The organism is Dechloromonas denitrificans, assembly GCF_001551835.1.
In the GTDB taxonomy this organism is placed as follows: domain Bacteria; phylum Pseudomonadota; class Gammaproteobacteria; order Burkholderiales; family Rhodocyclaceae; genus Azonexus; species Azonexus denitrificans.
This window is the reverse complement of sequence record NZ_LODL01000040.1, coordinates 126,472-153,355: the sequence shown is the minus strand read 5'-3', so window position 1 is coordinate 153,355 and position 26,884 is coordinate 126,472. Positions and strand designations below refer to the sequence as shown.

The window sequence follows — 26,884 nt, the reverse complement described above, 5'->3', positions numbered from 1 at the left end:
TTGAGCCGCGCCATTTTTCATTTTCATGCTTTTGGACTGGTCGACCGTAGCACTCTGATCCTGGGCAGGCATGTGGCGTCCGACGGAGGGGATTTCTCCCTGTCCCTGAGCACCTGCCAAGCCGCTTCTCCTTAACGCCAGGGAAGTGCTGATTTATTCAAATATGTCATTCCCGCGTAGGCGGGAATCCAGAAAAATCAACGAACTGGATCCCCGCCTTCGCGGGGATGACGAATATTTCAGCGTCTCCCTAGCGAACGTAGACGTAGGCGGTGACTTCGAAGCCGAGGCGGATTTCGCAATAAGCGGGGGTTTGCCAGTTCATGGTGTGTCTCCTTGTAGATGTGAAACGACAGGCGCCGTTTCTGAATCCATTATTGAGAAGCGCTCGCGGCACGGCGCCCGGGCATTTGCCAAAAGCGGCTCATGAATTTCATGAGATCGCTCAGGCCGCCTCACCCATCTTGCGGTACGGCCCCCAGCCGTCGACCTGGACCGGGCAATGGGCGAGCAGCATGGCGTCGAGCATGCTCCACAGGATGTCGAGCTTGAACTGCAGGATGCTCAGTGCCCGCTCCTGCAACTCGCGGGTGTTGAAATGGCCGAGCGTGATGCGCAGGCCATGCACGACGTCGCGCGGCGCTTCATTCAAGCGGCGGCGGAAGTAGTTGTAGCCCTCGGCCTCGATCCACGGATAGTGCGTCGGCCAGTGGTCGAGACGCGACTTGTGGATGGTCGGCGCGAACAGCTCGGTCAGCGAGGCCGCGGCAGCTTCCTGCCACGGCCGCTGGCGGGCGAAATTGACGTAGGCATCGACAGCGAAGCGGACGCCGGGCAGCACATGCTGCTGCGAGATGATTTCCTCCCGACTGAGGCCGACCGCTTCGCCGAGGCGGATCCACGCCTCGATGCCGCCCGCCTCGCCCTCGAAGCCGTCGTGGTCGAGGATGCGTTGCACCCAGTGGCGGCGCACTTCGCGCTCCGGGCAGTTGGCCATGATCGCCGCATCCTTGATCGGGATGTTGATCTGATAGTAATAGCGGTTGGCGACCCAGGCCTGGATCTGCTGGCGCGTCGATTTCCCCTCGCCCATCATCACCTGGTAAGGATGGTGGATATGGTAGCGGTCGCCCATCGCGCGCAGCTTGTCCTCGAAGACTGCTGCGGTCCACGGCTGCAAATCGTCCATTTTCATTTGGTCTCTCCGTACTCGATAAGCATCCCGTCCTCGGCCAGTTCGATACCGGCCCGCATCAGTTCGGCGCGCTCCGGCGAGTCCTCGTCGAGAATGGGATTGGTGTTGTTGATGTGGATCAGCAGCTTGCGCGGCTTCGGGTAGCGGGCCAGCAACGCCATCATGCCGTCCGGCCCGGACTGCGGCAGGTGACCGATCGAGCGCGCCGTCTTGCTCGAAATACCGAGGCGGATCATCTCGTCGTCGGTCCAGAAAGTACCGTCGAGCAGCACGCAGTCGGAGTCGGCCAGGAAAGGTTCGAGATGCGGCTCCATGGCGCCGAAGCCAGGCGCGTAGAAGACGCGCTGGCCGCTCCGCTCGTCCTCGATCAGCATGCCGATGTTGTCGCCCGGATGCGGGTCGTCGCGGTGCGGTGAATACGGCGGCGCCTTGCTGTTCAGCGGCACCGGCGTCAGGCGCAGCCCCGCCGCCCCGGGAATGGAGAAGGACGACGGGGGGACGACCGACACCGGCTGCCAGCGCACGGTGCAAAAATGGGACAGGACGTTGAATACCGGGTTGCCGCTGGTCAGGTCCTCATGCACCTGGGCCGTGCACCAGACGTCGAGCGGCTTGCCCTCGCGCAGCATGAAGAGGCCGGTGGTGTGATCGATCTGCGCATCCATCAGCACAACGCCGACGATGCCGGTATCGCGCAGGCCACGCCCCGGCTGCAGCACCGGGCTGGCGCGGAACTGGGTCAGGATGTCCGGCGAAGCGTTGAACAGTACCCAGTCGACGCCATTGGCGCTGACTGCGATTGACGATTGTGTACGCGGCGTGGCCCGCAGGCTGCCGTCGCGCACCCCGGCGCAATTGCGGCAGTTGCAGTTCCACTGCGGGAAGCCGCCACCGGCGGCGGAGCCTAGGACAAGTATTTTCATGGCCCCAGTGTGCCGCGCACTGCGCCGGCCGGCCTGCAGGGAAAAATGAATTGGGCCTCATGCTTTTCTGGAGTTGGCGAGCCGCCGGTTTTTTGCCATTTTTCACCGGTCGACCGCCGGACTCTGCCGTGCCGGCCGCGAATAAGCTGTTTACAGCAGGCGCCCTCCGGGCGAATACTGGAAGCCACTCGAACGCCCCGCCCCCGGAGCCCGCTTGATGCCCCTCCCCCAGTTTTCCCTGAGCAGTCGTTTATGGCTGGTGCTGGCCATGGTGCTCCTGCCGCTGGTCGGCCTGACCATCAACGACTACCGCAGCGAGCGCCGGCAAGCCAACGCCAGCCTGGAACGCGAAGGCCAGTTGCTGCTCAACAAGGTGCGCATCGAGGAAGAAGCCGCGTTGCGCCAGGTCCGCCAGACCTTGCAGACGATGGCCAACGCCGACAACATGCGGACGCTGTCGCCGGATGACTGCAGCGCACTGGCCAGGCGCATGCTCCAGGCCAGCGAAGGCTTGTCGAACATCGGCGCCGCACTGCCCAATGGCGATCTCTTCTGCAGCGCCAAACCGTTCGAAAAAGGACACAGCGTGGCCGACCGGACGTGGTTCCAGGAGGGCATACAGGGCACTGGCATCAGCCGCGGCCAATACCTGCTGGGCCGCGTCAGCAAGCAACACAACGTCACCTTCAGTTACCCGATGCTCGACGCCGACGGCAAGCCGCGCGCCCTGCTCTTCCTCGGCGTGACGCTGGCCTGGTTCGACCGCTTCACGACTGGCCAGGCCCTGCCAGAAGGCTGGTCATCGCAGCTCTTCCACGTCGATGGCACACTGATCTCCCGTTACCCGGACCCCGAGTTGTACCGGGACAAACAGTTGAATGCGGAAAGCCTGGCCCGCTTGCTGGAAGCACGGCGTCAGGGGAAAAACAGTGTCGTCATGACCGGCTTCGACAGCATCGAGCGGCTGTTCATGCTGGCCCCGCTCGGTATCGCCAACGAGCAACTGGTCGCCAGCGTCGCCGCCCCGCTCAGCCAGACTTTGCAGCGGATCGAGCAGGCCTTCTGGCAGCGCCTCGCCGTGCTTGCCGGACTGACGCTACTCTCGGTGCTGTTCGGCCGCTACTATCTTTATCGGCTGATCGAAACCTGGGTCAAGCAGACGGAAAACGCGGCGCGGCTGGTGGCGCGCGGCGACCTGTCGACTCGGCTGCCGAACGCCAAGATGCCGAAGGAGTTCGCCGTCCTCAATCAGCGCTTCAACGAAATGACCAGCGCCCTGCAACAACGCGAAGCGCAATCGCTGACCGACCAGCAGGCGATCGAGGCGCTGAACCATGAGCTGACCGAAAAGCTGGCCACCCTGCAGGCCGCCGAACAGCGCCTCCGCCTGCTGTCGACCGCGGTCGAACAGAGCCCGACGGCGATCATCATTACCGACGTCGACGCCAGGATCGTTTTCGTCAACGAGGCATTCACCCGGGCCAGCGGCTACAGCGCCGCCGAAGCGATCGGGGCCAATCCGCGCATCCTGCACTCCGGGCAAACCCCGCCGGAAACCTACGCCGAGCTCTGGCCGACACTGCTCGCCGGCCAGACCTGGCGCGGCGAGTTCATGAACCAGCGCAAGGACGGCTCGCGCTACCTGGAGCGGGCGACGATTTCGCCGGTCCGCGATGCGCAGGGTGAAACCACGCACTACGTGTCGGTCAAGGAGGACATCACCGAGGCCCGCCGGATCGAGGCCGAACTGGCCAATCAGCGCAACCGCCTGGAGCAGAAAGTCAGCCAGCGCACCTATGAACTGGCCGTCGCCAAGGAAAGGGCGGAAGCCGGCAATCGCTCGAAATCGGAATTCCTGGCCAACATGAGCCATGAAATCCGCACCCCGATGAATGCCATCATCGGCCTCAATTACCTGCTGCTGCAAAGCCCGCTGCAGCCGGCGCAAAGGGATAAGCTGAGCAAGGTTTCGGCGGCGGCCAATCACCTGCTGCATATCATCAACGACATTCTCGACCTGTCGAAAATCGAAGCCGGCAAGCTGCTGCTGGAGAACAATACATTTTCGCCGCGCGACCTGCTCGGCACGGTCGCCGAACTGATCCGCGACCAGGCCGTCGGCAAGGGCCTGCGCGTCATCATCGACAGCGACGCCCTGCCGCGACTGGTCTGCGGCGATGCCAACCGCCTGCGCCAGATCCTGCTCAACTTTGCCAGCAACGCCCTCAAATTTACTAATCAGGGCTCGATCACGCTGTCGGGCAAAGTCGTCGTCGGCGATGCGCAGTCCTGGATCTGCCGCTTCGCGGTCAGCGACACCGGCATCGGCATCGCGCCGGAAGACACCGGGCGCCTGTTCAATGCCTTCGAACAGCTCGACGGCTCGACGACGCGCCGCTTTGGCGGCACCGGGCTGGGCCTGGCCATCGCCCGCCACCTGGCGCAATTGATGGATGGCGAAGTCGGCGTCGACAGCACGCCCGGCCAGGGCAGCACCTTCTGGATCACGACCCGCCTCGGCCGGGTCAGCAGCCCCCTGCTGGCCGATGAAGCGCCGGTCGTCGCCAACTGGCAGCCGACCCAGATGCAAGGCCGCATCCTGCTCGCCGAGGACGATCCGATCAATTGCGAAATTGCCGGCGAACTGCTGAGCAGCGCCGGCCTGCAGGTCGAAACCGCCGAAAACGGCATGGCTGCGGTCGACCTGTTCGAAAAGGCATATTTCGACCTGATCCTGATGGATGTCCAGATGCCGGTCATGAACGGACTCGACGCCACCCGCCGGATTCGCGCCCTGCCCGGCGGCGGCGAAATCCCGATCGTGGCGCTGACGGCCAATGCCTTCAGCGAAGACAAGGAGCAATGCTTCGCCGCCGGCATGAGCGATTTCCTGGCCAAGCCGGTTGATCCCGACACGCTCTACCAGATGCTCGGCAAGTACCTGACCGAAACCCGCCAGGCAACGGCGGGCCTGATCAAGGAAGCGGACAGCATCGATCGGGGACAGCTCAGCCAGGATCTCGAGCGGCTGGCCAGCCTGCTCGCCAGCGGCGATGTCGAGGCCAGCCATCTTTTCGCCCGCCTCGCCGCCAGCCTGAGAGCCGGCTGGCCGGAAGATTATGAAATCCTGCGCCAGGAAATCAGCAGCTTCAATTACGACGCCGCCTTCGAACTGCTGCAGGCGCTGCAGGAAAAAATTGCCTGAAAATAGCGGTCCACCACAAGCCATCGCTTGTCGCGCCCGCCGAGTCGAGAGACACTGCTGAAAACAGAACAGGCATGATCGGAGCGCAGGGATGAGACATCCGGAATGGGAAGCAGGGGGCGGCAGCAAACCGATCGTTCTGGCAGTCGACGATATCCCGGACAACCTGAGCGCCATTTCCGAAATGATTCGCGCCCTCGGCGTCGATGTCCGGGCCGCCACCAACGGCCCGACCGCCTTGCGCTATGCCCGGCTCGAACCCCGCCCCGACCTCATTCTGCTCGATGTCATGATGCCCGGCATGGATGGTCATGCCGTCCTCGCCGAATTGCGGGCCCAGCCGGAAACCCGTGACATCCCGGTCATCTTCGTCACCGCCCTGACCGACCCCGCGGAAGAAGAAGCCGGCCTGCACGAAGGCGCCGTCGACTACATCACCAAGCCAATCAAACCGGCGGTGTTGCGGGCCCGGGTCGAGGGCCACCTTGAACTGAAACGCTCGCGCGACCTGCTGGCCGGGCAAAAACTCTGGCTGGAACAGGAGGTCAGCCGCCGGGTTGCGGAAAACAACCAGCTCAACGCCCACCTGCAGGTGGCGCTGTCCACCACGGGCTTCGGCACCTGGGAACACGACCATCAAACCGGCAACATGCGCTGGAGCGACTCCCTGGCCCGCATGCTGGGCCGGGAAAGCGGTCCGCCGAACATCGGCGAATTTCAGTCGCTGATCCATCCGGAAGACCGCGATACGGTGGCAAAGGGCATGGCCGAGGCGCTGACCGGGGATGACGAGATTTACCTCGCGGAAATGCGCCTGCAGCACCAGGCCGGCCACTGGGTGACGCTGGAAGTACGCGGCCGGGTCATCCGCCGCGACGCCGAGGGCAAGCCGCAGCTCGTCCTCGGCACGATGGCCGACATCAGCCGGCGCAAGGCGGTCGAGGCCGAACAGCGGCTGACCGCGGCGGTTTTTGCCGGGATCAACGACGGCATCTGCATTACCGACCCCCAGGGCGCCATCCTGCTGATCAACGCCGCCTTTACCAAGGTCACCGGCTACTGCCTCGACGACGTGATCAACCAGAACCCGCGCCTTCTTCAATCCGGCGCGCATGGCCCGGCCTTTTACCGGGAAATGTGGGACTGCATCAACCAGCACGGCAACTGGCAGGGCGAAATCACCAACCGACGCAAGGATGGCGAACTGATCACCGAATGGCTGAGCATTTCGGCCGTCCAGGATGCACACGGCCAGCCGATGCACTACGTCGGCATCTTCAGCGACCTTTCCGAACGGCAGAGCGCCGCCGAGCGCATCCAGTACCTGTCCAGCTACGACCCGCTGACCAACCTGCCCAACCGCAACCTGTTCGCCGACCGCCTCGGCCAGTCGCTGATCAGCGCCCACCGCTTCAAGCGGGAGACCGCCGTCATCCTGCTCGATCTCGACCGCTTCCGACTGATCAACGACACGCTCGGGCCACCGGTCGGCGACGAGGTCCTGGTCGAAGTCGCCCGTCGCCTCGGCCTGCAGGTGCGGGATGGCGATACCGTCGGCCGGCGCTCGGGCAACGAGTTCGGCTTCGTCATGGGCAGCCTCGGCCATGAACGGGACGCCATCGCCCTCGCCCAGCGCATGCTCGATGCAATTGCAGTTCCCTTCGAGATCAACAGGCAGTCGGTCGTCATCACCGCCAGCATCGGCATCAGCGTCGCACCGCGTAACGGCGTCGATGCCGATACCTTGCTAAAAAGCGCCGATACGGCGCTGCTCCGCGCCAAGAAAAGCGGCCGCAACACCTTCCGCTTCTACTCGCCGGAAATGGATGCCGATGCGGCCCGCCGTCTCGGGCTGGAAGCCGCGCTGCGCGAGGCGCTGACGCGCCAGGAACTGGCGGTGCACTACCAGCCGCAGATCAGCCTCGAAAGCGGCAACATGATCGGCATGGAAGCCCTGCTGCGCTGGAACAACCCGCAGTTCGGCGCCATCTCGCCGCTCGAATTCATCCCGATTGCCGAAGAAACCGGGCTCATCCTGCCGATCGGCGAATGGGTCTTGCGCACCGCCTGCCAGCAGACCCGGCAATGGCTGGACCTCGGCCTGGCCAACCTGCGGGTGGCCGTCAACCTGTCCACCCGCCAGTTTCGCCAGGCCAACCTGGTCGGCGTCGTCCGCCAGGCGCTGGCCGAAAGCCGGCTGCCGGCGAGCGCCCTGGAACTGGAAATCACCGAGAGCGCCTTCATCGACGACATCGAGGAAGCCATCGTCCAGTGCCAGGCCCTGAAGGCGCTCGGCACCAAACTCTCGCTCGACGATTTCGGGACCGGCTATTCGTCGCTGGCCTACATCTCGCGCTTTCCTTTCGACAAGATCAAGATCGACCAGGGCTTTGTCCGCGACATTATCGAAAACCCGGTCAACGCGGCGATTGCCACCGCCGCCATCGTCATGGCGCGCAGCCTCAACCTGTCGGTCCTCGCCGAAGGGGTGGAAACCGAAGCTCAGGCCGACTTCCTGCGCGGCCGACGGTGCGATGCGATGCAGGGCTTCCTGTTTAGCCGCCCCTTGCCGCCCGCCGAATTCGAACAACTGCTGGCCAGCAACAAACGGCTGCCGCTGGTCGACAAGCCGCGCGACAGCGGCCAGACACTGCTCGTCGTCGATGACGAACCGCATATCCTGACCTCGATTTCGCGCCTGCTGCGCCGCGAAGGGTTCCAGATCCTGACCGCACAGTCGCCGGCCGAAGCCTTCGAACACCTGGCCAAACATAGCGTTCAGGTGGTGCTTTCCGACCAGCGCATGCCGGACATGTCGGGCACCGAGTTTTTTGCCCGGGTCCGCCAACTCTATCCGGACACCATCCGCATCGTGCTCACCGGCTACACCGATCTCGATTCGGTCACCGGCGCGATCAATCGCGGCGCGATCTACAAATTCCTGACCAAGCCATGGGATGACGACCAACTGCGCGAACAGATCCGCGAAGCCTTCCGACTGGCCAAGGACACGCACCCGCACAGCCCGCCCCCGCCAGCCAATGACCAGTAGCCCGCTTTTCGCATTTCTCAGGCTGTTCGTTCCCGGCGCACTGGCCATCCTGCTGGCCGGCATGTTCTACAGCAACAGCGAGGAAAACCACCGGCTCGACAAGATCAAGCACCAGGAAACGCTCGATGTCGGACTGGCCGCGACGACGCTGTTGCGCCAGATGGACGGGGTGCTCGGCGACATCGCGTATATCGCCGGTGACCTGACGCCGCAGCAACTGGCCAACAATCCGGCCTCCGCTGAAATTCGCCGGCTGGAAAGCAGTTTCATCAATCTTTCGGGCGCCAAAAAGGTTTACGACCAGATCCGCTGGATCAACCAGGCCGGCCAGGAAGTGATCCGGGTCGATCTGCGGGATGGCCAGGGCCGGCTGGTGCCCGCCGACAAACTGCAAAACAAGGCCGATCGCTATTACTTCCGCGAGGCGATGCAGGCCGAGGCCGGCCGGATCTATCTTTCGCCGCTCGATCTGAATGTCGACAACGGCCAGATCGAAAAACCCTTCAAGCCGATGCTGCGCGTCGCCACCGCCGTCGCCGACCGGCAAGGCAACAAGCAGGGCATCGTCGTCCTCAACTACCTCGGCGATGCGCTGCTCAAACACTTCGTCAGTTCTGGCGAGGCCAGCGGCAAGCACCTCGCGCTGCTCAACAGCGCCGGCTACTGGCTGCATGCCCCCAATGCCGCCGACGAGTGGGGATTCATGTTCAACGATGCCAGTCGCAGCCTGGCCGCTCGCTACCCCGACAGTTGGCAGCGCCTGCAGGCGGCGAACGGACAATTTACCGACCAGCACGGGCTGTGGACTTACCAGAGCGTGCTGCCCTATCCGGCCGGCAGCGGTGCCGGGGTAGCGAGCGACGATTACCGCTGGCTGGTCGTCTCGCACCTGGGCAATGACCAACTGGCGGCCCTGACCCGCCCGGCCACCAACGAAAAATGGCTATTCACCGGCCTCCTGTTGCTGCTGCTCGGTGCCGCCATTTATTACCTGCAACGCAGTCAGGCCCGCGAACGCGAGGCGGAAAAACGCTTCCGCACCATCTTCGACCATGCCATGGTCGGTATCGCCCGGACTTCGCTCGACCGCCGCTGGATCGAGGTCAATCCCGCCCTCTGCCGGCTCCTCGGCTATTCAGCCAGTGAACTGGTGGAAAAAACCTGGGCCGAGATGACCCACCCGGACGACCTGAAATTCAATGAGGCGCAATACGAATCGGTGATCAAGGGCAAGGCGGACGCCTATACGCTGGAGAAACGCTTCATTCGCCGCGATGGCAGCATCCTGCACGCCTATATCGCGGCCTGCGGCATCCGCAAGCCGGATGGCGCACTCGACTGCTTTGCCGTAGTCATCGAAGACATCACCGACCGGGTACTGGCCGACCAGGCGCGCGACCAACTGGTCCAGACCCTGCAGGGGTTTATCGACCATCTGCCAGGCGCGGTTTACGTCAAGGATGCCGAATCGCATACGCTATTTGCCAACAAGCGTTTTGTCAATGCACTCGGCCTGCGTAGCGAAGACATTCTCGGGCGCAGTCCGCAAGAGATTTTCCCCGACGAAGCCGGCCGGACGATGGTCGCCGAAGACCGGCGCATCCTGGCCACCGGCACCACCGAAACGACCGAGCTTGCCTTCAATGGCCGCCACTACGAGAGCACCAAATTCATCATCCCGCGCGACAAGGAGTCGCCCTGGCTCGGCGGCATCACGCTCGACGTGACGACGCGTCATCTGGCGGAACTCAACCTGGCCCTGCAGATCAAGCGCTCGGCGGTATTGCTGGAGTTGCCGAAAAAAGCCGAGGAAATGGCGGAGCAGGCCTTCATGCAGTACGCGCTGGAATGTGCCGAGACACTGACGCAAAGCTCGATCGCTTTCATGCATTTCGTCAATGACGATGGCGATAGCATCGAACTGGTTGCCTGGTCGAAGAGCACGCTGGAAAAGTATTGCCACGCCACCTTCAACAACCATTACCCACTTAGCGAAGCCGGCCTGTGGGCGGATGCGGCACGCCGGAAAGAGGCGGTCGTCATCAATGATTACACCTCGGCTGCCAACAAACACGGCCTGCCGGCCGGGCACTCGGACCTCACCCGTTTTCTCAGCGTGCCGGTGATGGATGGCAGCATCGTCCGCATGGTGACCGGCGTCGGCAACAAGGGCGGCGACTATTCGGAATTCGATATCGAGACGGTACAACTGATCGCTAACGAAACCTGGCGCATCGTCCGCCGGCAACGCTCCGAAAACGCCCTGCGCCTGGCCACCCAAGTGGTCAATGCGAGCCCGGTGATCTGCTTCCGCTGGGCGGCCAGCGAGGGCTGGCCGGTGGTCTTCGTCTCGGACAACGTCCGGCGCTGGGGGTACACCGCCGACCAGTTGAAGGCCGGGCAGCCGCAGTTTGCCGAACTGGTGCACCCCGACGACCTGGCCCGCGTCGTCGACGAGGTGAGCAGGAATACGGCGGCCGGCCTGGCCGGCTACGAGCAGGAATACCGGCTGCTGACCGCCGAAAACAAGGTGATTTGGGTGGTCGACCGCACGATTGTCCAGCGTGACGTCAGCGGCCAGGTCGAGTTCTACGATGGCGTACTGACCGACATCACCGAGCGCAAGACGCAGCAACTGATACTGGCCGAAACACTGGCGCAGCAGAAAAAGCTGAACAAGCGGCTGGAAGATGCCGGCCAGCAATTGCTGCAGTCGGAAAAAATGGCTTCGATCGGCCAGCTCGCCGCCGGCGTGGCGCATGAACTGAACAATCCGATCGGCTTCGTGCATTCCAACCTCGGGACCCTCGACGGCTACCTGCACGACCTGATGGCGATCATCGCCGCCTACGAAAAGCTGGCCGATACGGGCGGCGTCGATGCTCAGCAACTGGCCGGCGTCCATCGCCTGATGGAAGAGCGCGACTACAGCTTCATCAAGCAGGACATTTTCAGCCTGCTGGCCGAATCGAAGGACGGCCTCGGCCGCGTCCGCAAGATCGTCCAGGACCTGAAGAGCTTCTCGCGCGTCGGCGAACAGGAATGGCAGGAAGCCGACCTCCAGCAGGGTATCGACTCGACGCTGAACATCGTCTGGAACGAACTCAAGTACAAGTGCAAGGTGATCAAGGAATACGGCGACATTCCGCACGTCTATTGCCTGATCTCGCAGTTGAACCAGGTCTTCATGAACCTGCTGGTCAATGCCGGCCACGCCATCGAAAAAGAGGGCAGCATCACCATCCGCACCCGCCGGCACGGCGACGACATGGTCTGCCTCGAGTTCATCGACACCGGCAAGGGCATTGCGCCGGAACACCTCAACCGCATTTTCGAGCCCTTCTTCACCACCAAGCCGGTCGGCAAGGGCACGGGACTCGGGCTTTCCCTGTCGTACAGCATCGTCGAGCGCCATCAAGGCCACATCGAGGTGGAGAGCCAGCCGGGTGCCGGCAGCACCTTCCGCCTGCTGCTCCCCTTGCGCCCGCAGCCGACGCCTGAGAAACAAGATTCGGAGATTTCATCATGAGCGAGGCCGTCGCCTCCCCCACCCTGCTCTTCGTCGATGACGAACCGGGCATCCTGTCGGCCTTGCGGCGCCTTTTCCGGCCGCACGGCTATCGCATCTTCATTGCCGAAAGCGGCGCCGCCGGTCTGCAGATTCTCGAAAAGGAGACGATCGACCTGGTCATCTCCGACATGCGGATGCCGGAAATGGACGGCGCCACCTTTCTCAAGCAGGTCCGCAGCCGCTGGCCGCAGGTCATGCGCGTACTGCTCACCGGCTACGCCGACATCACCTCGACGGTGGCCGCGATCAACGAAGGCGAGATCTATCGCTATGTCGCCAAGCCGTGGGACGACAATGAGATCGTCAGCATCGTCCGCGAGGCCACCGCACGGCAGCGCCTGGAAAGCGAAAACCGGCGCCTGACCGCCCTTACCCAGGCCCAGAATGAGGAACTGAAAGCACTCAACGCCAGCCTGGAACAGAAGGTGGCCGAACGCACCGCCGAATTGCGCCAGGCCCTGAGCTTTGTCGAGCAATCGCATGGCGAACTGAAAAAGGCCTTCCTGACCAGCGTCCAGGTCTTTGCCGGGGTCATCGAACTGCGCAGCGGCCCAGTCGGCAGCCTGACCGCCGGCCATGGCCGGCGCGTCGCCGAGCAGGCGCGCAGCGTCGCCAAGCGCATCGGGCTGCCCGACGCCGAGGTCCAGAACATCATGCTGGCCGGCCTGCTCCACGATATCGGCAAGCTCGGCCTGCCCGACGAACTGCTCGGCAAGGCTTACAACACGCTGAGCGGCGAGCAGCGCGCCATGGTCATGAAGCACCCGGTGATCGGCCAGAACATCCTGATGGGCATCGAGAAATTCAAGGACGCCGCACTGCTCGTCCGCCATCACCACGAATGCTACGACGGCAGCGGCTACCCCGACCGCCTGGCCGGCATCGCGATTCCGCAAGGCGCCCGCATTCTCAGCGTGGTCAACGAATACGACTCGCTGCAGATCGGCACACTGGTCCAGCGCCCGCTGAAAGCGAGCGAAGCACTGAGCTTCCTGATCGAGAATCGCGGCAAGCGCTACGACCCGGTTGCGGTCGACGCCTTCGTCAAGCTGATTTCCGAAACACAAAAGCCGGCGACCAGCGAATTGCCGCTGCGCACCATGCACCTGAAGCCGGGCATGACGCTGAGCCGGGACCTGACCCACCGCGACGGCTACATGCTGCTCGCCAAAGGCAGTGCGCTGACCAGCGAGATCATCGGGCAGTTGATCCGCATGGAACAAGCCGAACAACAAACGCTGACGCTCTATATTCGCCAGGAGGAAAAATGAGTCGCATCCTGATCGTCGATGACGAGGAATCCATCCTCAAATCCCTGCAACGCGTCCTGCGCCTGGCCTCTTGCACCTACGGCAACAAGACTTTCGCGCTCGAGGTGCAGGCTTTCAGTTCGCCGCAGGAGGCGCTGGCCGCAACCCACCGGGAAGATTTCGATCTCTTCATGAGCGACTACCGCATGCCGGGCATGGACGGCGTCGAGTTCCTCAAGGCCGCCAAGGCCATCCAGCCCGACGCGGCGCGCCTGATCCTGTCCGGCTACGCCGACCTCAATGCGCTGATGCGGGCGGTCAACGAAGTCGGCATCGACCGTTTCATCGGCAAGCCGTGGAATGACTACGAGCTGATGTCGGCCATCGGCCAGGCCCTCGCCCATCGCGAACTGCTGCTCGAAAACCGCCAGCTGGCCAATCTGGTCCGCCTCGAAATGGGCGACACGACCGCCGAAAAACTGGAAGCCGAACGCCTGGAAAAGATCGAGCCGGGCATCACCGAAGTCAATTGGGGACCGGACGGCTCGGTCGTCCTCGACCCCGAGTTTCTCGACAAAAGCTGAACGGCGATGCCCGAAAGCGATCCGCGGCACCTGACCTTCAAGCTGGTTTATTACGGGCCGGCGCAGAGCGGCAAGACGACCAATCTGCTGCGCCTGCACGACCAGTTGGCGCCGGAAATGAAGGGCGAGGTCATGACCATGGAGACCAAGGACGACCGCACACTGTTCTTCGACCTGCTGCCGCTCGGCTTTCGCGCCCCCTCCGGGCTTTTGATCAAATTCCGGCTGTTCACCGTCCCCGGCCAAGTCGCCCACGACGGCACCCGCAAGGCCGTGCTGTCACGGGCCGACGGCGTCGTCTTCGTCGCCGATGCCGACCGCGCCCAGGAAACCAACAACGGCGAATCCTTCCAGAGCCTGGCCGACAACTGCGCCCGGGTCGGCATCGACTTCAACCAGTTGCCGCTGGTCGTTCAGTTCAACAAGTGTGACCTGCCTACCGCAACGCCGGAAAGCGAAGTCCGCGGGCGCTGGGCGTCGGCACCGTGGCCCTTGGTCTTTTCCATTGCACTCAGCGGCCAGGGCGTAGACAGCACGCTGGCCACGCTGCTCCGCTCGGTCTACCGGCGCTTTGCCGAGGAATACGGGCTGGCCAGCCAGCACGGCCTCGACGAAGCGGCCTTCGTCGCCGGTGCCATGGGGCAAGCGGCATGAGCCAGGCCTTCGACCGCGAATGGCAACTGGGCGAACTGCTCGACGGCCCGCTGCTCGAACAGTTCGGCGCCAACCTGCGCCCCCTGCTCGCTAGCGATCTGGCAATTACCGATGCCGCCGGCCATACCCTGTGGGGCATCGCCCCGCCCGGCGCACAGCGGCTGCCCTTGATTCTCGAACTGGAGCCGATCGGCTACCTGCTCGGCCAGGCAAGCGATAGCGGACGCCTGACGGCGGCGCGCAATCTGCTGCAAATGCAACTCCGGGCCGAAGTCCGCTTCCGCATGGCGTCCACCCTGCACCTCGAAGCCGTCGCCGAAGACTTCGAGTCGCTGCGCCGCGAGCACGCCCGGCTCAGTGAATCGGAAGCCCGCTACAAGGCGCTGTCGGAAGAACTGGAAGAACGCGTCCGAAAGCAGGTCGCTGTCCTCGAAGAACGCCAGCAAATGCTCTACCAGGCGGAAAAACTGGCTTCGGTCGGCCAGTTGGCGGCCGGCATGGCGCATGAGATCAACAACCCGCTCGGCTTCGTGCGCAGCAACCTGTCCACTTTCAAGAAATACCTGGAGAAACTCGGCGAACTGAAGATCGCACTGGGCACCGACCTGGCCGCCTGGAAAAAGCTCGATCTCGACTTCGTGCTGGAGGACGGCGTCGACCTGCTGCAGGAATGCACCAAGGGGCTGGAGCGCATTGCCCGCATCGTCGCCGACCTCAAGTCCTTCTCGAATGTCGACCGGGCCAGCGAGGAATTCACCGACCTCAACGACTGCCTGCAGCAGGCCGCCGGCATCGTCGAAAAACAGCTACCGGCCGGCATCGACATCCAGCTCGACCTGCTGCCGCTGCCCCGTCTGATCTGCCTGCCAGGCCACATCAACCAGCTCTTTTTCAATCTCATCCGCAATGCCATGCTGGCCATCCAGGATGCCAGCCGGCCGGGCAACATCAAAATCTCGTCGGAAGCGAGCGAGGCGGGCATCGCCATCCGCATCCACGACGATGGGATCGGTATGCAGCCGGCCCAACTGGAACGCGCCTTCGAGCCGTTTTACACGACGCGCCCGGTCGGTGCCGGCGTCGGCCTCGGCCTCAGTACGGCGCGCAACATCGTGCTCGCCCACAGCGGCCGGATCACGCTCGACAGCCAGCCCGACGGCGGGACAACCGTCAGCATCTTTTTCCCGGCCCCGCCATGACCGACTATTCCTCACTTTTTACCGGCAAGAGCGGTACACCGCAGGCCCCAGCCACCCACCTGACGCCGCCGCGCTATCGACTGCTCTTCGTCGATGACGAGCCGGGCATCGTCAAGGCGCTGAGCCGCGTTTTCCGCCAGGAAAACTACGAGGTCGTCACCGCCGGCAGCGGCAAGGAAGGCCTCGATCGGCTGGCTGAAGGCCCGGTGCACCTGGTGATCAGCGATTTCATGATGCCCGGCATGAACGGCGCCCAGTTCCTCTACGAGGTCAAGAAACGCTCGCCGGAAACCATCCGCATCATGCTGACCGGCCACGCCAATACCGATGCGGTGATGGGCGCGATCAACGACGGCGCCGTCTACAAGTTCATTCTCAAGCCGTGGAACGACGACGACCTGCGCATCACGGTCGCCCTGGCGCTGGAGCAGTTCGACCTGATCAGCCGCAACCGCAGCCTGAAAGCGGAGAACGAGCAGAAGGCCAAGGAGATTTCGGCCCTTTCCCGCCTGGCCGCCACCCATCGCAGCCGGCTCGGCATCATGCTGCACAAGAAGAACCTGCTCTCGGCCGCGCAACTGCAGGAACTGGCCCTGCAACAGGAGCGCCGCAAGGAGTCGCTAATCAGCCTGCTGCTCGAGCACGATTGGGTGCCGGAACGCCGCATCCGCGAGTTGCTGAAGAGCGAGATGATGATCGACGAGGTGCAACTGCCCGAATTCCAGGTCGATGCGGCGCTGGCCGACCTGATTCCGCGCAGTTTCTGCCAGCGCCAACTGGTCGTGCCGCTCAAGCTGGAAGGGCGCCGCCTGCTGCTGGCGATGGCCGACCCGCTCGACGAAGGGTTGATCGACGAGGTGAGGTTCACCGCCGGCCTCGACATCAATGCGGTGACGGCCGATGTCGCCGCCATCCGCAAGAAGATCGACGACCTCTATGGCGGCGGCGAGGTCGATTTCAAGGAACTGGAAACCCTGGTCAGTTCCCCCGACCCCTACGAAGGCATCGAGATCGTCATCGAGGACGACGATGCCGCCAAGCTCGAAGACCTGCTGCGCGACACCGAGGCGCCGCCCGCCATCCGGCTGGCCAATGCGATCATTCTCGAAGCGATCCGGCTCGGCGCCTCCGACATCCACATCCAGCCGCGCACCAAGAGCGTCGTCGTCCGCTACCGGATCGACGGCGTCCTGGCCGACAAGATCCACATTCCGCACCACCTGCACCAGTCGCTGGTCTCCCGCCTGAAGATCATGTCGGAACTCGACATTTCCGAACGGCGGCGACCGCAGGATGGCCGGATTACCGTCAAGACGCCGATGCGCATGGTCGACCTGCGGATTTCGACGCTGCCGACGATCAACGGCGAAAAAGTGGTGATGCGCATCCTCGACCGCAACTCGACGGTGCACTCGCTGGAGAAGCTCGGCTTCTCCAGCATCGACCTGCCGCGCGTCGCCGACATGGTGGCCAAGCCACAAGGCATCATCCTCGCCACCGGCCCGACCGGCAGCGGCAAGACGACGACACTCTATTCGCTGCTGCAGCACGATGCGACGCCGGACAAAAATTACGTCACCATCGAAGACCCGGTCGAGTACTACCTCGACATGGCCGGCCAGGTACTGGTCCGCGAAAAGATCGGGCTGACCTTTCCCGCCATCCTGCGCGCCCTGCTCCGCCAGGACCCGGATGTCGTGCTGCTCGGCGAAATCCGCGATTTCGAAACCGCCGAGGTCGCCTTTCACGCGGCGCTGACCGGCCACCTGGTCTATTCGACGCTGCACACCAACTCGGCGGTGGCGACCATCGCCCGCCTCTTCGATCTCGGCCTGAAGCCCTATGTCGTCGCCACCGCCCTCGAAGGCATCATCGCCCAGCGCTTGGTGCGCGGCGTGTGCCCCGACTGTCGGGCCGAAGCGGCGCCCGACCCGGCGGTCCGCGCCCGCCTCGGGCCGATGTTCGGCGGCATCGACACCGTCTGGCGCGGCCGGGGCTGCCCGACCTGCCACGGCACCGGCCTCAAGGGGCGGGTCGGCATCTATGAAGTACTGACCCTGGACAACGAGACCCGCGACCGCATCGGCAGCGGCGCCAGCGTGCTGGAAATCAGCCGCCAGGTCCGGCAAAAGGGCTTGCGCAGCATCGCCCACCATGCCGTCGAACGAATCCAGGCGGGCAGTACCACGCTGGAAGAAATCTTGCGCGTACTTGGCCCGATGGCCGGAGAGGAATAAGCATGGATGCATTCATCTGGGACCAGCGTTACATGACCGGCGAAGCCATCGTGGACACGGAACACCAGGAATTGGTGCGCATCATCAACCTGGTCGTCGAAAAGGTCTCGAGCAAGACGCCGGCAACCGAGGTCAACCAGATCCTTGCCCAACTGGTCCAGTACGCCGTGGTCCATTTCGGCCATGAAGAACGCCTGATGGCCGAGACGAAATGCGACCCCCGCCATATTGCCGAGCACGTCGCCATTCATCGCGACTTTGCCCAGCAGGTGGTCAGAATGCGCGAATTTTCCAGCGATGGCGTCGGCACCGAAGACCTGTTGCGCTTCCTGACCAGTTGGCTGGCCCATCACATTCTCGGCGTGGACCAGTCGATGGCCCGCCAGGTACAGCGGATTCGCGCTGGCGAATCGGCTGAAATGGTCTATCTTGAAGAGAAAAAACGCGCCGCCGACCCGACCACCTCCAGCCTGCTGGATGCGATGAAGTCTCTCTACCGGCTGATCGCCAGCCGCAACGACAGCCTGCAGAAACTCAACGCCAACCTGGAAAGCCAGGTCGCCCAGCGGACCCAGGAACTGAGCGCAACCAACAGCGCGCTGTTGCTTGAGCAGGAACGCCTGAAGAATGCCGTGCTGCAGGTCGAAATCACCCAGAAAAAGCTGCTCGAATCCGAACACCAGCGCAGCGAAGCAACCAAGCGGCACATGGCGCTGTTTCTCGAACAGATCATCGATGGCGACCCGGTGCCGACTTTCGTGATCGATGCCAACCACCGCATCACCCACTGGAACCGGGCCTGTGCCGCGATCAGCGGCGTGACGAGCAGCGAAATGGTCGGCACCGATCTGCAGTGGAAAATCTTCTACCCCAGCCCGCGCCCGGTGATGGCCGACCTGATCGTCAATGGCAGCCTGGAGGAGCAGTTCGAGACCTACTACCACGGCATGTTTCAACGTTCGAAAACGATTGCCGGCGCCTTCGAGGCGGAAACCTTTTTTCCCAAGCTGGGCAGCGACGGCATCTGGCTGTTCTTTACCGCAGCGCCGCTGCGCGATGCCAACGGCAAACTGGTCGGTGCGATCGAAACGCTGCAGGATGTCACCGACCGCCATCGCGCCGAGGACGATCTGCGGCAGTACCAGAACCAACTCGAAGAACTGGTCGACCGGCGCACCTCGCAACTGGCCGAAGCCAATGCCAGCCTGGAAAAAGACCGCCGGGAGCTGGAGCAGTTGCTGTCGAAGGTCGAGGAAGCCCAGCAGCAACTGCTGCAGTCGGAAAAAATGGCCGCCATCGGTCAGCTGGCCGCCGGTGTCGCCCACGAAATCAACAACCCGGTCGGCTTCGTCAATTCCAACCTCGGTTCGCTGAAATCCTATGTCGGCCAGTTGCTGGCCGTGATCAGCGCCTACGAAGGCGGTGACCCGGCCAGCATCGCCCAGGCACGCCAGACGGCCGATCTCGATTTCCTGCGCGAAGACCTGCCCTCGCTGCTCGCCGAATCGCAGGAAGGCCTGGGCCGGGTCAGCAAGATCGTTCAGGATCTGAAGGACTTCTCGCACGTCGACCAGGCCGAACACCAGCAGGCCGACCTCAATGCGGCGATGGAAAGCACGCTGAACGTCGTCTGGAACGAGCTGAAGTACAAGGCCGAGGTGATCCGCCAATTCGGCGACATTCCGCTCGTCGACTGCATTCCGGCCCAGATCAACCAGGTTTTCCTCAACCTGCTGGTCAATGCCGCTCAGGCTATTCCGCAGCAGGGCAAGATCTTCGTCCGCTCCGGTGCCGAAAACGGCCATGTCTGGTTCGAGGTGGAAGATACCGGGCAAGGCATGACGGACGAAGTCCGCCACAAGATTTTCGATCCCTTCTTCACCACCAAGCCGATCGGCAAGGGGACCGGTCTCGGCCTGTCGATTTCCTACGACATCATCGTCAAGAAGCACCACGGCCGGATGGATGTCGCCAGCCAGCCCGGCAAGGGCAGTTGCTTCCGCCTCTGGCTGCCGCTCGCCGCCCAGGAAGCGGCCTGAGCCTCCGAGCGGTTTTTGCCGTTTTTCAGCGGTCGACCGCCGGACTCGCCGAACAGACCGCTCGCTGCTCCCATTCGCAGCAACCGTTCCATTTTTTGACAGCCCGCCACCGGACAATGGCGTAAGCACGGGCACCGGCCTGCCGTTTGCCAGGCGATCATTGCATTCCTTCGAGCAGCCCGAGGAGCTGGGCCCGGCGCACGGCGTGCTTGCGGGTGCCCGCATCGAGCTTGCCGAACAGGTTCTTGAGGTGCCACTTGACGGTTTCTTCGCCCACTTCCATGGCCTGGGCGATTTCCTTGTTGGAGAGATGGCGGGCGAGGAGCTCCAGCACCTGACGCTCCTTCGTGGTCAGCACCATGCTGGGCACAACCCACGGTGCCGTCCCCCGTGGTGGAACGGGACGGGCCGCCTCTGCCGTAGGAGTCTGCTTATGCCCCCCCGCCTCGTTCCCCGCGCGGCTGACCAAATCGGCAAGGCCCGGGGGCGCGTCGACGAAGGTCCGCACCAGGCCGAAGGTCTGTGCCAAATTCATGGCTTCGAGGAGTAGTGAGCGGCCGTTCTGGCCGGCACGTTCCATGACGAAGGCGCGCAGGGCCATGATTTCGATGCGCCAACGCTCCTGCCTGGTCATTTCGACCAGTTCCTGAGACGTTTCCAGCGCCAGGGCCGCCGCCGGCCAGTCCTGGTTGGCAATCAAGGCATGGGCATGGGCGAGACGCTGGATAAGCTCTATCGAGCGACGCCAGAGACGGCCTTGGATGCCGGCATGGTAAGCAATGATCTCGTCGATACGCTGAACGACGACCCGGCAGGTTTCCGAATGAAAGCGGAAGGCATGCATCCGGGCCTGTTCTCCCAAACTCGCCACGCAAAGCCTGGGCAGGCCTCGGGAAGTGCCGATGGTATACATCATCTCCAGCAGGTCCAGAGCCCGATGCTCTATCCCCTTGGCCGCCGCGATCCTGGCCGCCGTCCGGTAGCCCAGGAGTACGGTATCCGGCGTGCCGGCCCGCTCAAGAACATCCAGGCGGTTGGCCAGCAATTCGGCCGACTCATCCACCAGATCCCGTTCCAATACCGTCGCTGCCAGCAGGGCGGCGAGCATGCAACTCAAGGGATGGCGCCTTCCCAAATCGGCATCGGCACTGACCAGCGCCGGACGCAAGACCTGTTCACCGAGGACCACCTGCCCTTCCCAAAGGTAGCTGAAGCCGATGATGAAAGCCCCCAAACGGCTCCCATAGCGATATTCCTTGCCGAAGTCCCCCTGGGGTACGGCCTGGATGATGCGTCGGGCGCCGGCCGGATCGCCGTTCAGGGTGGCCAGAATCGCCAGGCGATTGGCATGCATCTGCTGCAGCGGCAGCGCCCGGGGAAGTGGTTGAGCAGCCACCCAAGGCTGGAAGAGTTCGGTGCAGCGATCCGGATCGTCAGCGTAATAGGCAGCTCCGCTGGCGATCAGCGCACATTCGTAACGCAATGAACTGTCGGCATCCGGCGTCTCCAGAAGATCCTGAATCAGCAATTCAGCTTCGGTGTGACGTTCGCTCAACGCCAAAGCCCAAGCGACGGCCAGGCGCAACCTGGCGCGTCTTTTCAGCTCAGTCTCCGGCAGCACGTCGAGCCAGCGCAGCACGGTCTCCTGATGGCCCTGTGCCATGGCTTCATAAAGACATTGCTCGGCCAGGTCGTAGGCGACTTCATTCTGTCCCGCCTCAAGGGCATGGCGCGCCGCCTCCTGGATCATGCCGTGATCGGCCAGCCAGCCCATGGCGCGACGATGAAGTTCGGTCCGATCCTCGGCAGAAAAGCTGCTCAGTCTGTGCTGCAACACTTCCCGGATCAGGTTGTGCAGGCGTACCCACTCGCTGTCGTCGCTCACTACGAAAACCGGTGTATCGCGAATAAGGTGCTCCAGGCGATCCTTGGCTGCCGCCGAATCCATGAGCTTGCAACAAAGGTCAGGATGGACCAGGTCGAGACAGGAAATGCGCACCAGGAAGTCGACATCCTCGGGCGCCAGGTTGGCCAGCAAACTGCCGACGAAATGTTCGCTCCCGCTCCCTTCCAAGCCGGCCGTGGGGAGCAGCCTGATCCGCAAGTCGCTCCCCTTCTCGACCGCCGTCATCAAAATCTGGAGCCCCAGGGGCCAGCCCTCGGATTGTTCGTGCAGACAGGCCGCCAGATCCGCATTTACCTTGTCACCGAAACGGGCGCGGATCAGGGAGGCCGATTCATCCAGTCGGAAACGCAAGTCCTCCGCCCCCAGAAGCACGGCATGGCCATAATCCACCAGATCGGCAACGGCGGTGTCGAAGCCGCTGCGGGAGCCGATCACCACCTGCAGATTGGGCGTAACGTTGTGCAGGAGATAGGTGAGCGCGGCGACATTACCCGGTGAGAGGCGCTCGGCCTCGTCGACAATCAGGACGATGTCCAGTGAGGTTTGCGCCACTTCCGCCAGCCAGGCGGTCACCCCTTCAAGTTCCCCGGGTTTGGCGCCCAGGGTTTCCAGCTGGTTGCCGAAATGGGGTCGGCCGCAACCGCAGCGGACCGCCTGTACCAAGCAGTGCAGAAAGCTCTGCAGATCGTCGTTCGCGTCGGCGGTTATCCAGGCCACCGCCGCTCCCCGAGCCAGACACTCCCGCCGCCATTGCCCCAGCAGGGAAGTCTTGCCAAATCCCGGGGGAGTCTGGACGACGATGACCGGACGATCGCGGAAGCGCTCATCCGAAAGGCTCAGGCGCGGCCGCGCCAGCTGATTTCTGGACGCCCGCGGCGGCGTCGTCCGGAGGACGATTTCAGAATAAGTTGTTGCAGGGTTGCTGGCTACCGAAGTCATGGTCTGGAATTCTCTTTCCGCGATGGGACTCCGAGGGTTTCTCAAACCATACCCCTCACGCCAGCAAACGCCAAGACCGATTAGGTGCTTGGCCCCACGGCATGCTGGTGTAATTTATAGCCAGCGACGGAGGTATGGCTGAATTGGTACTTCCGGCCAGGAGCGGCCTGTCGAGTTTTTTTCCATAGCTGCCATTCGCCAAAACGTTCTTGCTTTCGGCATACCAAACGCCCGTCGGCCCGTACTATCATTGCATATGCTGACAGTCTGCCGGATACCACCCACAATGAATCAAGCAGTTACTTTGAATTTCCATGTTTTACGATTATCAATATGCGGACCGGTGGGGCCGTTGAATAAATGTTGGGCATCTTAGGCACAGGCCATGGACGTTTCGTACTTCTTCAACCGCCGGCTAGAGTTCATTCGGCAGCTCTACGACACGGCATCTGCGCCATACGTGGAGCGCAAACGAAAGATTGAGGCCGAGGAGGAACCATTTGTTCCGCCGTACAGCGAGGATGCCGAGCCGGCCTTCCTGAGCGAGTGGATAGAAGCCGATGAATCTCTTCACGTCCTCGCGTACTCGTGCGTTTCAATGCTCGCTGCGGCCCTGCATCTCTACCTTGGGTCATGGGTGAGCGAGAGTCGCGTCCCGGTTGACGAAGCGCTGAAGAAATCATTCAAGAAAATTGGCTGGTTTCCCGGCTACAGAACTCACTACTCTCAGCGCTTCGCAATCAACTTTGAAGCTTGCCCAGAGAACCTTCAGCTTCTTGAAGAGGTCGTTCTTGCGCGCAATCGGTTTGAGCACCCGCCGTCGATTACCAGCATCAGAACAAACTACGCCGATGCGGACCTAAAGAAATTGCCGCATCCGTTCTTCGTTGATGAAAGGGAGGCAGCTCTCTTTGCGGACGCAGAGGAAGGCGAAAGAGCCTGGTTCATCCCGCCAACTCTGCACGTTACCGAGAAGCAGCTTCTTGCCGCAATCGCGGTAGTCGAAGGTTTTGGTAAGTGGTTTGGCGCGGAGATTGAAAACCGTGTCTATGCGCAATAGATGCCCACCCCATCATTCGAGCGGACCTGCGCGAAAAGCCGCGCAGGCCGCTCAATTCAAACGTTGGGCATCATGAAACCCATCCTCCTACGTACAGGTGCGCAAGAAACACGTTGGTTTGTCCGCCTACTTGCGGGGCTCGCCCTTTTCGCAATGGGTGCCGCCGTCAATGAATGGTTAATGCCCTCGGCTCCGCCATTCAAGGGGCGTTTGGCGTGGGTGATTGAGGGCGCATTTGCTCTTGCGGGAACCGCAGGTTTAGTTGGCCTTTGGCTATTGGTAGCAGTCGTGCTTACAACTACTGCACGTTTTGTTTGGCGCCACACAGCAAGGTTGCCAACCGATAGGTGGTTGTGGTGAAGAAAGTGCAGCCCAACCCGGCGCTCGACCTCGCTCCCTTCGGTCGCTGGACGCTGCGCGATAAAGCCGCGCAGTGCCGGTCAGTTCTACGTTAGCCATGAGGAGGAACACTATGCGGAAACTGATAGCAATTTTGTCTCTCGGATTCATTACCTCTTGTGTAATAGCAGACAGCGCTGAATACACTTTGTACCGCACCGGCATTGACATACCTATGCAAAAGCACGATGAGTCACTTCGAATTCACGTCGCAACCTTTGATGCCACTCCGCTCAAGAGTGTCGAAGATAACGCCAAATACAACCTTGCGAACTGTGAGTTTGCACTGGAGTTGTTTACGTTAAGTCAGCCGCACTACCGTGACTATCGAAGCAACACCGTTTCCCCTGGCTCGATTAAGGTTAAGTACTGGTGCGAAAAAGGACGCTTCAAAAAGTGATGCAACTCTTGGCTAAACGACTGGGCGGGCAGCCCATACCAGCATGCGCCATCTAAGCATATGTAACGGAATGCCCCCGATGCCCACCCCTCCAATGCACCGGACCTCGCGCGAAAAACTGCGCAAGGCCGGTGACTTTGAACGCTGGGCGCTTGGAGAATCGAATGATTGTGCTTAGAAAAATTGTACGTACTGTTGGTTTATTAGGTGCCGTTTTCTTCCTCTCGGCATGCGACCCGAACTCCAAGCCAACATTTGGGGAATCAACCGGACTGCCATCAAATTGTCGTGCTTATGTTCAAGCCGCAGTGGACGCCTACCGCAACAAGGAATATTCGGCTGATGAAACAATGGCAGCGATAGAGCGCAACTGCGGTGTAAATGGCAACCTATGGGCGAAGCAATAATTGAGGTGCCCCCCCCATAAACAGTGCCACGGGGAATTTAGTAGAGTCCGCTTTCCAAGCAGGCTACGCCAGCATTTGGTCGGATGTCGACTTATGAGATTCGGTAGCTGGCGGCAGCTGGCCAGAATCGGAGAATAGCCAAACGGATTGAATGCGCTCGTACAATTTAAAGGGCACTTTTCGGCCAATAAATTTCATCAAAAAGGTACCCAAGTGAACATCACACGACTGCTTGTCGCGGCGGCACTCACACTCGCAACATTAATGTCATATGCTGACACAACCGCAGACGTGGTGTGCTCCTATGCTCCCAGCCAAAGCGCAGCTGTAAATCAAATTTCTGCGGGAACTGGAGGCGCTGGAGTTGGTGCGGCGGCTTTGCTTCAAGCAACGGGCTTGCAGTTCGTTGCGCATAGCAGTGGTGGCTACATTCTGACAGGCGCGGGTGGCTATGTAGCCGGAACACTTTTAAGCCCGCTCGTCGTTCCGACTGTGGTCGCTGCTACCGTTATTGTTAGCGGGACTGCGATAGTTGTTGAACTAAGCTGCGCTCCGAGGAACCATCCAGAAGCTATCAAGAGTGTCAAACAAATTACCGCTGAATTTAATCAAGCTATTCGGACAGCCAATGCTAAAGCCATTGACGTTCGAAATGGCACGGCAACCAAGATACGCGAACTCAATGAAGACGGTATCGTTCTGCGAGAACGCACATTGAAGAACATTAAGGATGTTAATGGTCGTGGTATAGAGATTCGAGACAATACGTCCAAGTACTTTGCAGGCTTATTCTGAGATTGAACGCCTAATGCTTAACCCAGCAGCTGCGAGGGGCGCGGTGCAAGCGGGGTACTTTCTTCTGGCCTAGTCAATCAGCGCCCCTCTCTTCTACGTTGAGCGTCTGCTTTCTCATGCTTTCAACGTCCGCTTGGGGTCGCAAACAGCCCCTCACAGCCAGCCAGTTTTCGCCATTTTCCAGCGGTCGACCGCCGGACTCGCCGAACAGAGCGGCCGCTGCTCCCATTCGCAGCAATCGTTCCGTTTTTTTACAGTCCTGCCGAGGACAACGGCGTAACCACGGGCGCCGGCCGCATAGCACGCTCCTTGCTGCATTTCCGTCATTCGAACCAATCATTCAAGGCCGGGAGCATTATGGAGAGCAACAATGAAGCCTGAGGAAGTGCTGCGCCAGGCCCTGGAAATTCACGCCCCCTGGCAGATCGTGCGCATGCGCAACGACCTCGGCAAGGGCCAGATCGACCTCTGGGTCGCCCGCGAAAGCGTCCGCAGCAGCTGGTTCTTTGGCGCCCGCAGCGAAGTCGGCCAGGGCAACGAGCAGGTCTGGCGCCATATCAACATCGGCAATGCCCGCTGCCTGGTCCATGCCTTGCCGCCCGGCGCTGACGATCAGCCCGGCCTGCAATGGCTGGGCGAGGCGAAGCAGCCCTTCAGTCGCGCCCTGGCCCGGCAGATTGCCGGCATGTTCATGGAAGGCATCACTTTCCAGGCGATCTGTTCGCTGCTTGATATTCCGGTCGCCGAACTCTGGAAATTCAAGCACAGCCTTGACAACGGCAAGACCAACCTCTCCGGGCGCCGCATGGCCAGCGCCGAACCGGCCGGCAGCGGCGTGCCGGAGGCCAGCGACCCGGTCTGGGAACGATTGCTCGATGGTACGATCAATATCGAGATCCGCGTGCTCAGCCTGAAATTGCTGCTGACCAAACTGCGCGAGCAGTTTTCCCTCATCACCGACGGCGAGGTGCGCCTTCTCAAGACCCATGAGATGCAGCGCTACTTCGTCCGCCACGAGAAACTGCTCGGCCACGAACTGGCCCAACTCGCCCGCCTTTGAGCCGCAGGA

18 protein-coding genes are annotated in these 26,884 nt (G+C 62.0%); 14 read left to right on the top strand and 4 right to left on the bottom strand.

All coding sequences use genetic code 11. The features are described from left to right. Positions 1-250 precede the first annotated feature (250 nt). The 3 genes from pqqA to pqqB form a co-directional block, all read right to left on the bottom strand. Positions 251-325, bottom strand: a complete 75-nt coding sequence (pqqA, locus tag AT959_RS22120) for a pyrroloquinoline quinone precursor peptide PqqA (protein WP_084019755.1) — start codon at positions 323-325, stop codon at positions 251-253. Positions 326-445: 120 nt separating this feature from the next. Then, the gene (pqqC, locus tag AT959_RS19445) at positions 446-1,195 is read right to left on the bottom strand and encodes a pyrroloquinoline-quinone synthase PqqC (protein ID WP_066887124.1); all 750 of its coding nucleotides are present in this window, start codon (positions 1,193-1,195) and stop codon (positions 446-448) included. Beyond that, positions 1,192-2,118, bottom strand: coding sequence for a pyrroloquinoline quinone biosynthesis protein PqqB (gene pqqB, locus AT959_RS19440; protein ID WP_066887121.1), 927 nt, complete (start codon positions 2,116-2,118; stop codon positions 1,192-1,194). Before pqqB ends, pqqC begins: the two co-directional genes overlap by 4 nt. Before the next feature lie 217 nt (positions 2,119-2,335). Here pqqB and AT959_RS19435 point away from each other — a divergent pair, with 217 nt between their 5' ends. The 9 genes from AT959_RS19435 to AT959_RS19395 all read left to right on the top strand — a co-directional run bounded on the left by AT959_RS19435 (position 2,336) and on the right by AT959_RS19395 (position 19,909). Further along, positions 2,336-5,323: a response regulator gene (locus AT959_RS19435; protein ID WP_066887118.1), complete on the top strand. Its 2,988-nt coding sequence runs from the start codon at positions 2,336-2,338 to the stop codon at positions 5,321-5,323. Between the two features lie 91 nt (positions 5,324-5,414). After that, positions 5,415-8,375 (top strand): EAL domain-containing protein, encoded by a 2,961-nt coding sequence (locus tag AT959_RS19430; protein ID WP_066887115.1) that lies wholly within the window; start codon positions 5,415-5,417, stop codon positions 8,373-8,375. Then, complete coding sequence (locus AT959_RS19425; protein WP_066887111.1) at positions 8,365-11,904, top strand: PAS domain S-box protein; 3,540 nt, start codon at positions 8,365-8,367, stop codon at positions 11,902-11,904. The genes AT959_RS19430 and AT959_RS19425 overlap by 11 nt, the downstream gene beginning before the upstream one ends. Beyond that, on the top strand, positions 11,901-13,217 hold the full coding sequence (gene nosR, locus AT959_RS19420; protein ID WP_066887108.1) for a response regulator c-di-GMP phosphodiesterase, NosR family: 1,317 nt from the start codon (positions 11,901-11,903) through the stop codon (positions 13,215-13,217). Before AT959_RS19425 ends, nosR begins: the two co-directional genes overlap by 4 nt. Beyond that, complete coding sequence (locus AT959_RS19415; RefSeq protein WP_066887105.1) at positions 13,214-13,780, top strand: response regulator; 567 nt, start codon at positions 13,214-13,216, stop codon at positions 13,778-13,780. Before nosR ends, AT959_RS19415 begins: the two co-directional genes overlap by 4 nt. A 6-nt stretch (positions 13,781-13,786) precedes the next feature. Further along, positions 13,787-14,434, top strand: a complete 648-nt coding sequence (locus tag AT959_RS19410; protein ID WP_066887102.1) for a GTP-binding protein — start codon at positions 13,787-13,789, stop codon at positions 14,432-14,434. After that, on the top strand, positions 14,431-15,633 hold the full coding sequence (locus tag AT959_RS19405) for a sensor histidine kinase (protein ID WP_066887099.1): 1,203 nt from the start codon (positions 14,431-14,433) through the stop codon (positions 15,631-15,633). The genes AT959_RS19410 and AT959_RS19405 overlap by 4 nt, the downstream gene beginning before the upstream one ends. Continuing rightward, positions 15,630-17,870, top strand: coding sequence for an ATPase, T2SS/T4P/T4SS family (locus AT959_RS19400; protein ID WP_066887096.1), 2,241 nt, complete (start codon positions 15,630-15,632; stop codon positions 17,868-17,870). The genes AT959_RS19405 and AT959_RS19400 overlap by 4 nt, the downstream gene beginning before the upstream one ends. A 2-nt stretch (positions 17,871-17,872) precedes the next feature. Continuing rightward, on the top strand, positions 17,873-19,909 hold the full coding sequence (locus AT959_RS19395; protein ID WP_083518515.1) for a bacteriohemerythrin: 2,037 nt from the start codon (positions 17,873-17,875) through the stop codon (positions 19,907-19,909). A gap of 157 nt (positions 19,910-20,066) precedes the next feature. Here AT959_RS19395 and AT959_RS19390 read toward each other — a convergent pair whose 3' ends face one another. Then, positions 20,067-22,754 carry a helix-turn-helix transcriptional regulator gene (locus AT959_RS19390; RefSeq protein ID WP_066887093.1) on the bottom strand — a complete coding sequence of 896 codons (2,688 nt, stop codon included), beginning with the start codon at positions 22,752-22,754 and terminating at the stop codon, positions 20,067-20,069. A 385-nt stretch (positions 22,755-23,139) separates the two neighbouring features. Here AT959_RS19390 and AT959_RS19385 point away from each other — a divergent pair, with 385 nt between their 5' ends. From AT959_RS19385 to AT959_RS19375, 5 genes are all read left to right on the top strand, one after another. Further along, positions 23,140-23,814: a hypothetical protein gene (locus tag AT959_RS19385; protein ID WP_066887090.1), complete on the top strand. Its 675-nt coding sequence runs from the start codon at positions 23,140-23,142 to the stop codon at positions 23,812-23,814. A 472-nt stretch (positions 23,815-24,286) separates the two neighbouring features. Next, positions 24,287-24,613 (top strand): hypothetical protein, encoded by a 327-nt coding sequence (locus AT959_RS19380; RefSeq protein ID WP_066887087.1) that lies wholly within the window; start codon positions 24,287-24,289, stop codon positions 24,611-24,613. A 164-nt stretch (positions 24,614-24,777) separates the two neighbouring features. Then, on the top strand, positions 24,778-25,020 hold the full coding sequence (locus AT959_RS20740) for a hypothetical protein (RefSeq protein WP_083518514.1): 243 nt from the start codon (positions 24,778-24,780) through the stop codon (positions 25,018-25,020). A gap of 147 nt (positions 25,021-25,167) precedes the next feature. Further along, entirely contained in the window at positions 25,168-25,815 is a 648-nt protein-coding gene (locus tag AT959_RS21325; RefSeq protein WP_157651368.1) for a hypothetical protein, read from the top strand. 370 nt (positions 25,816-26,185) lie between these two features. Beyond that, on the top strand, positions 26,186-26,875 hold the full coding sequence (locus AT959_RS19375; protein ID WP_066887084.1) for a hypothetical protein: 690 nt from the start codon (positions 26,186-26,188) through the stop codon (positions 26,873-26,875). Positions 26,876-26,884: the final 9 nt, after the last annotated feature.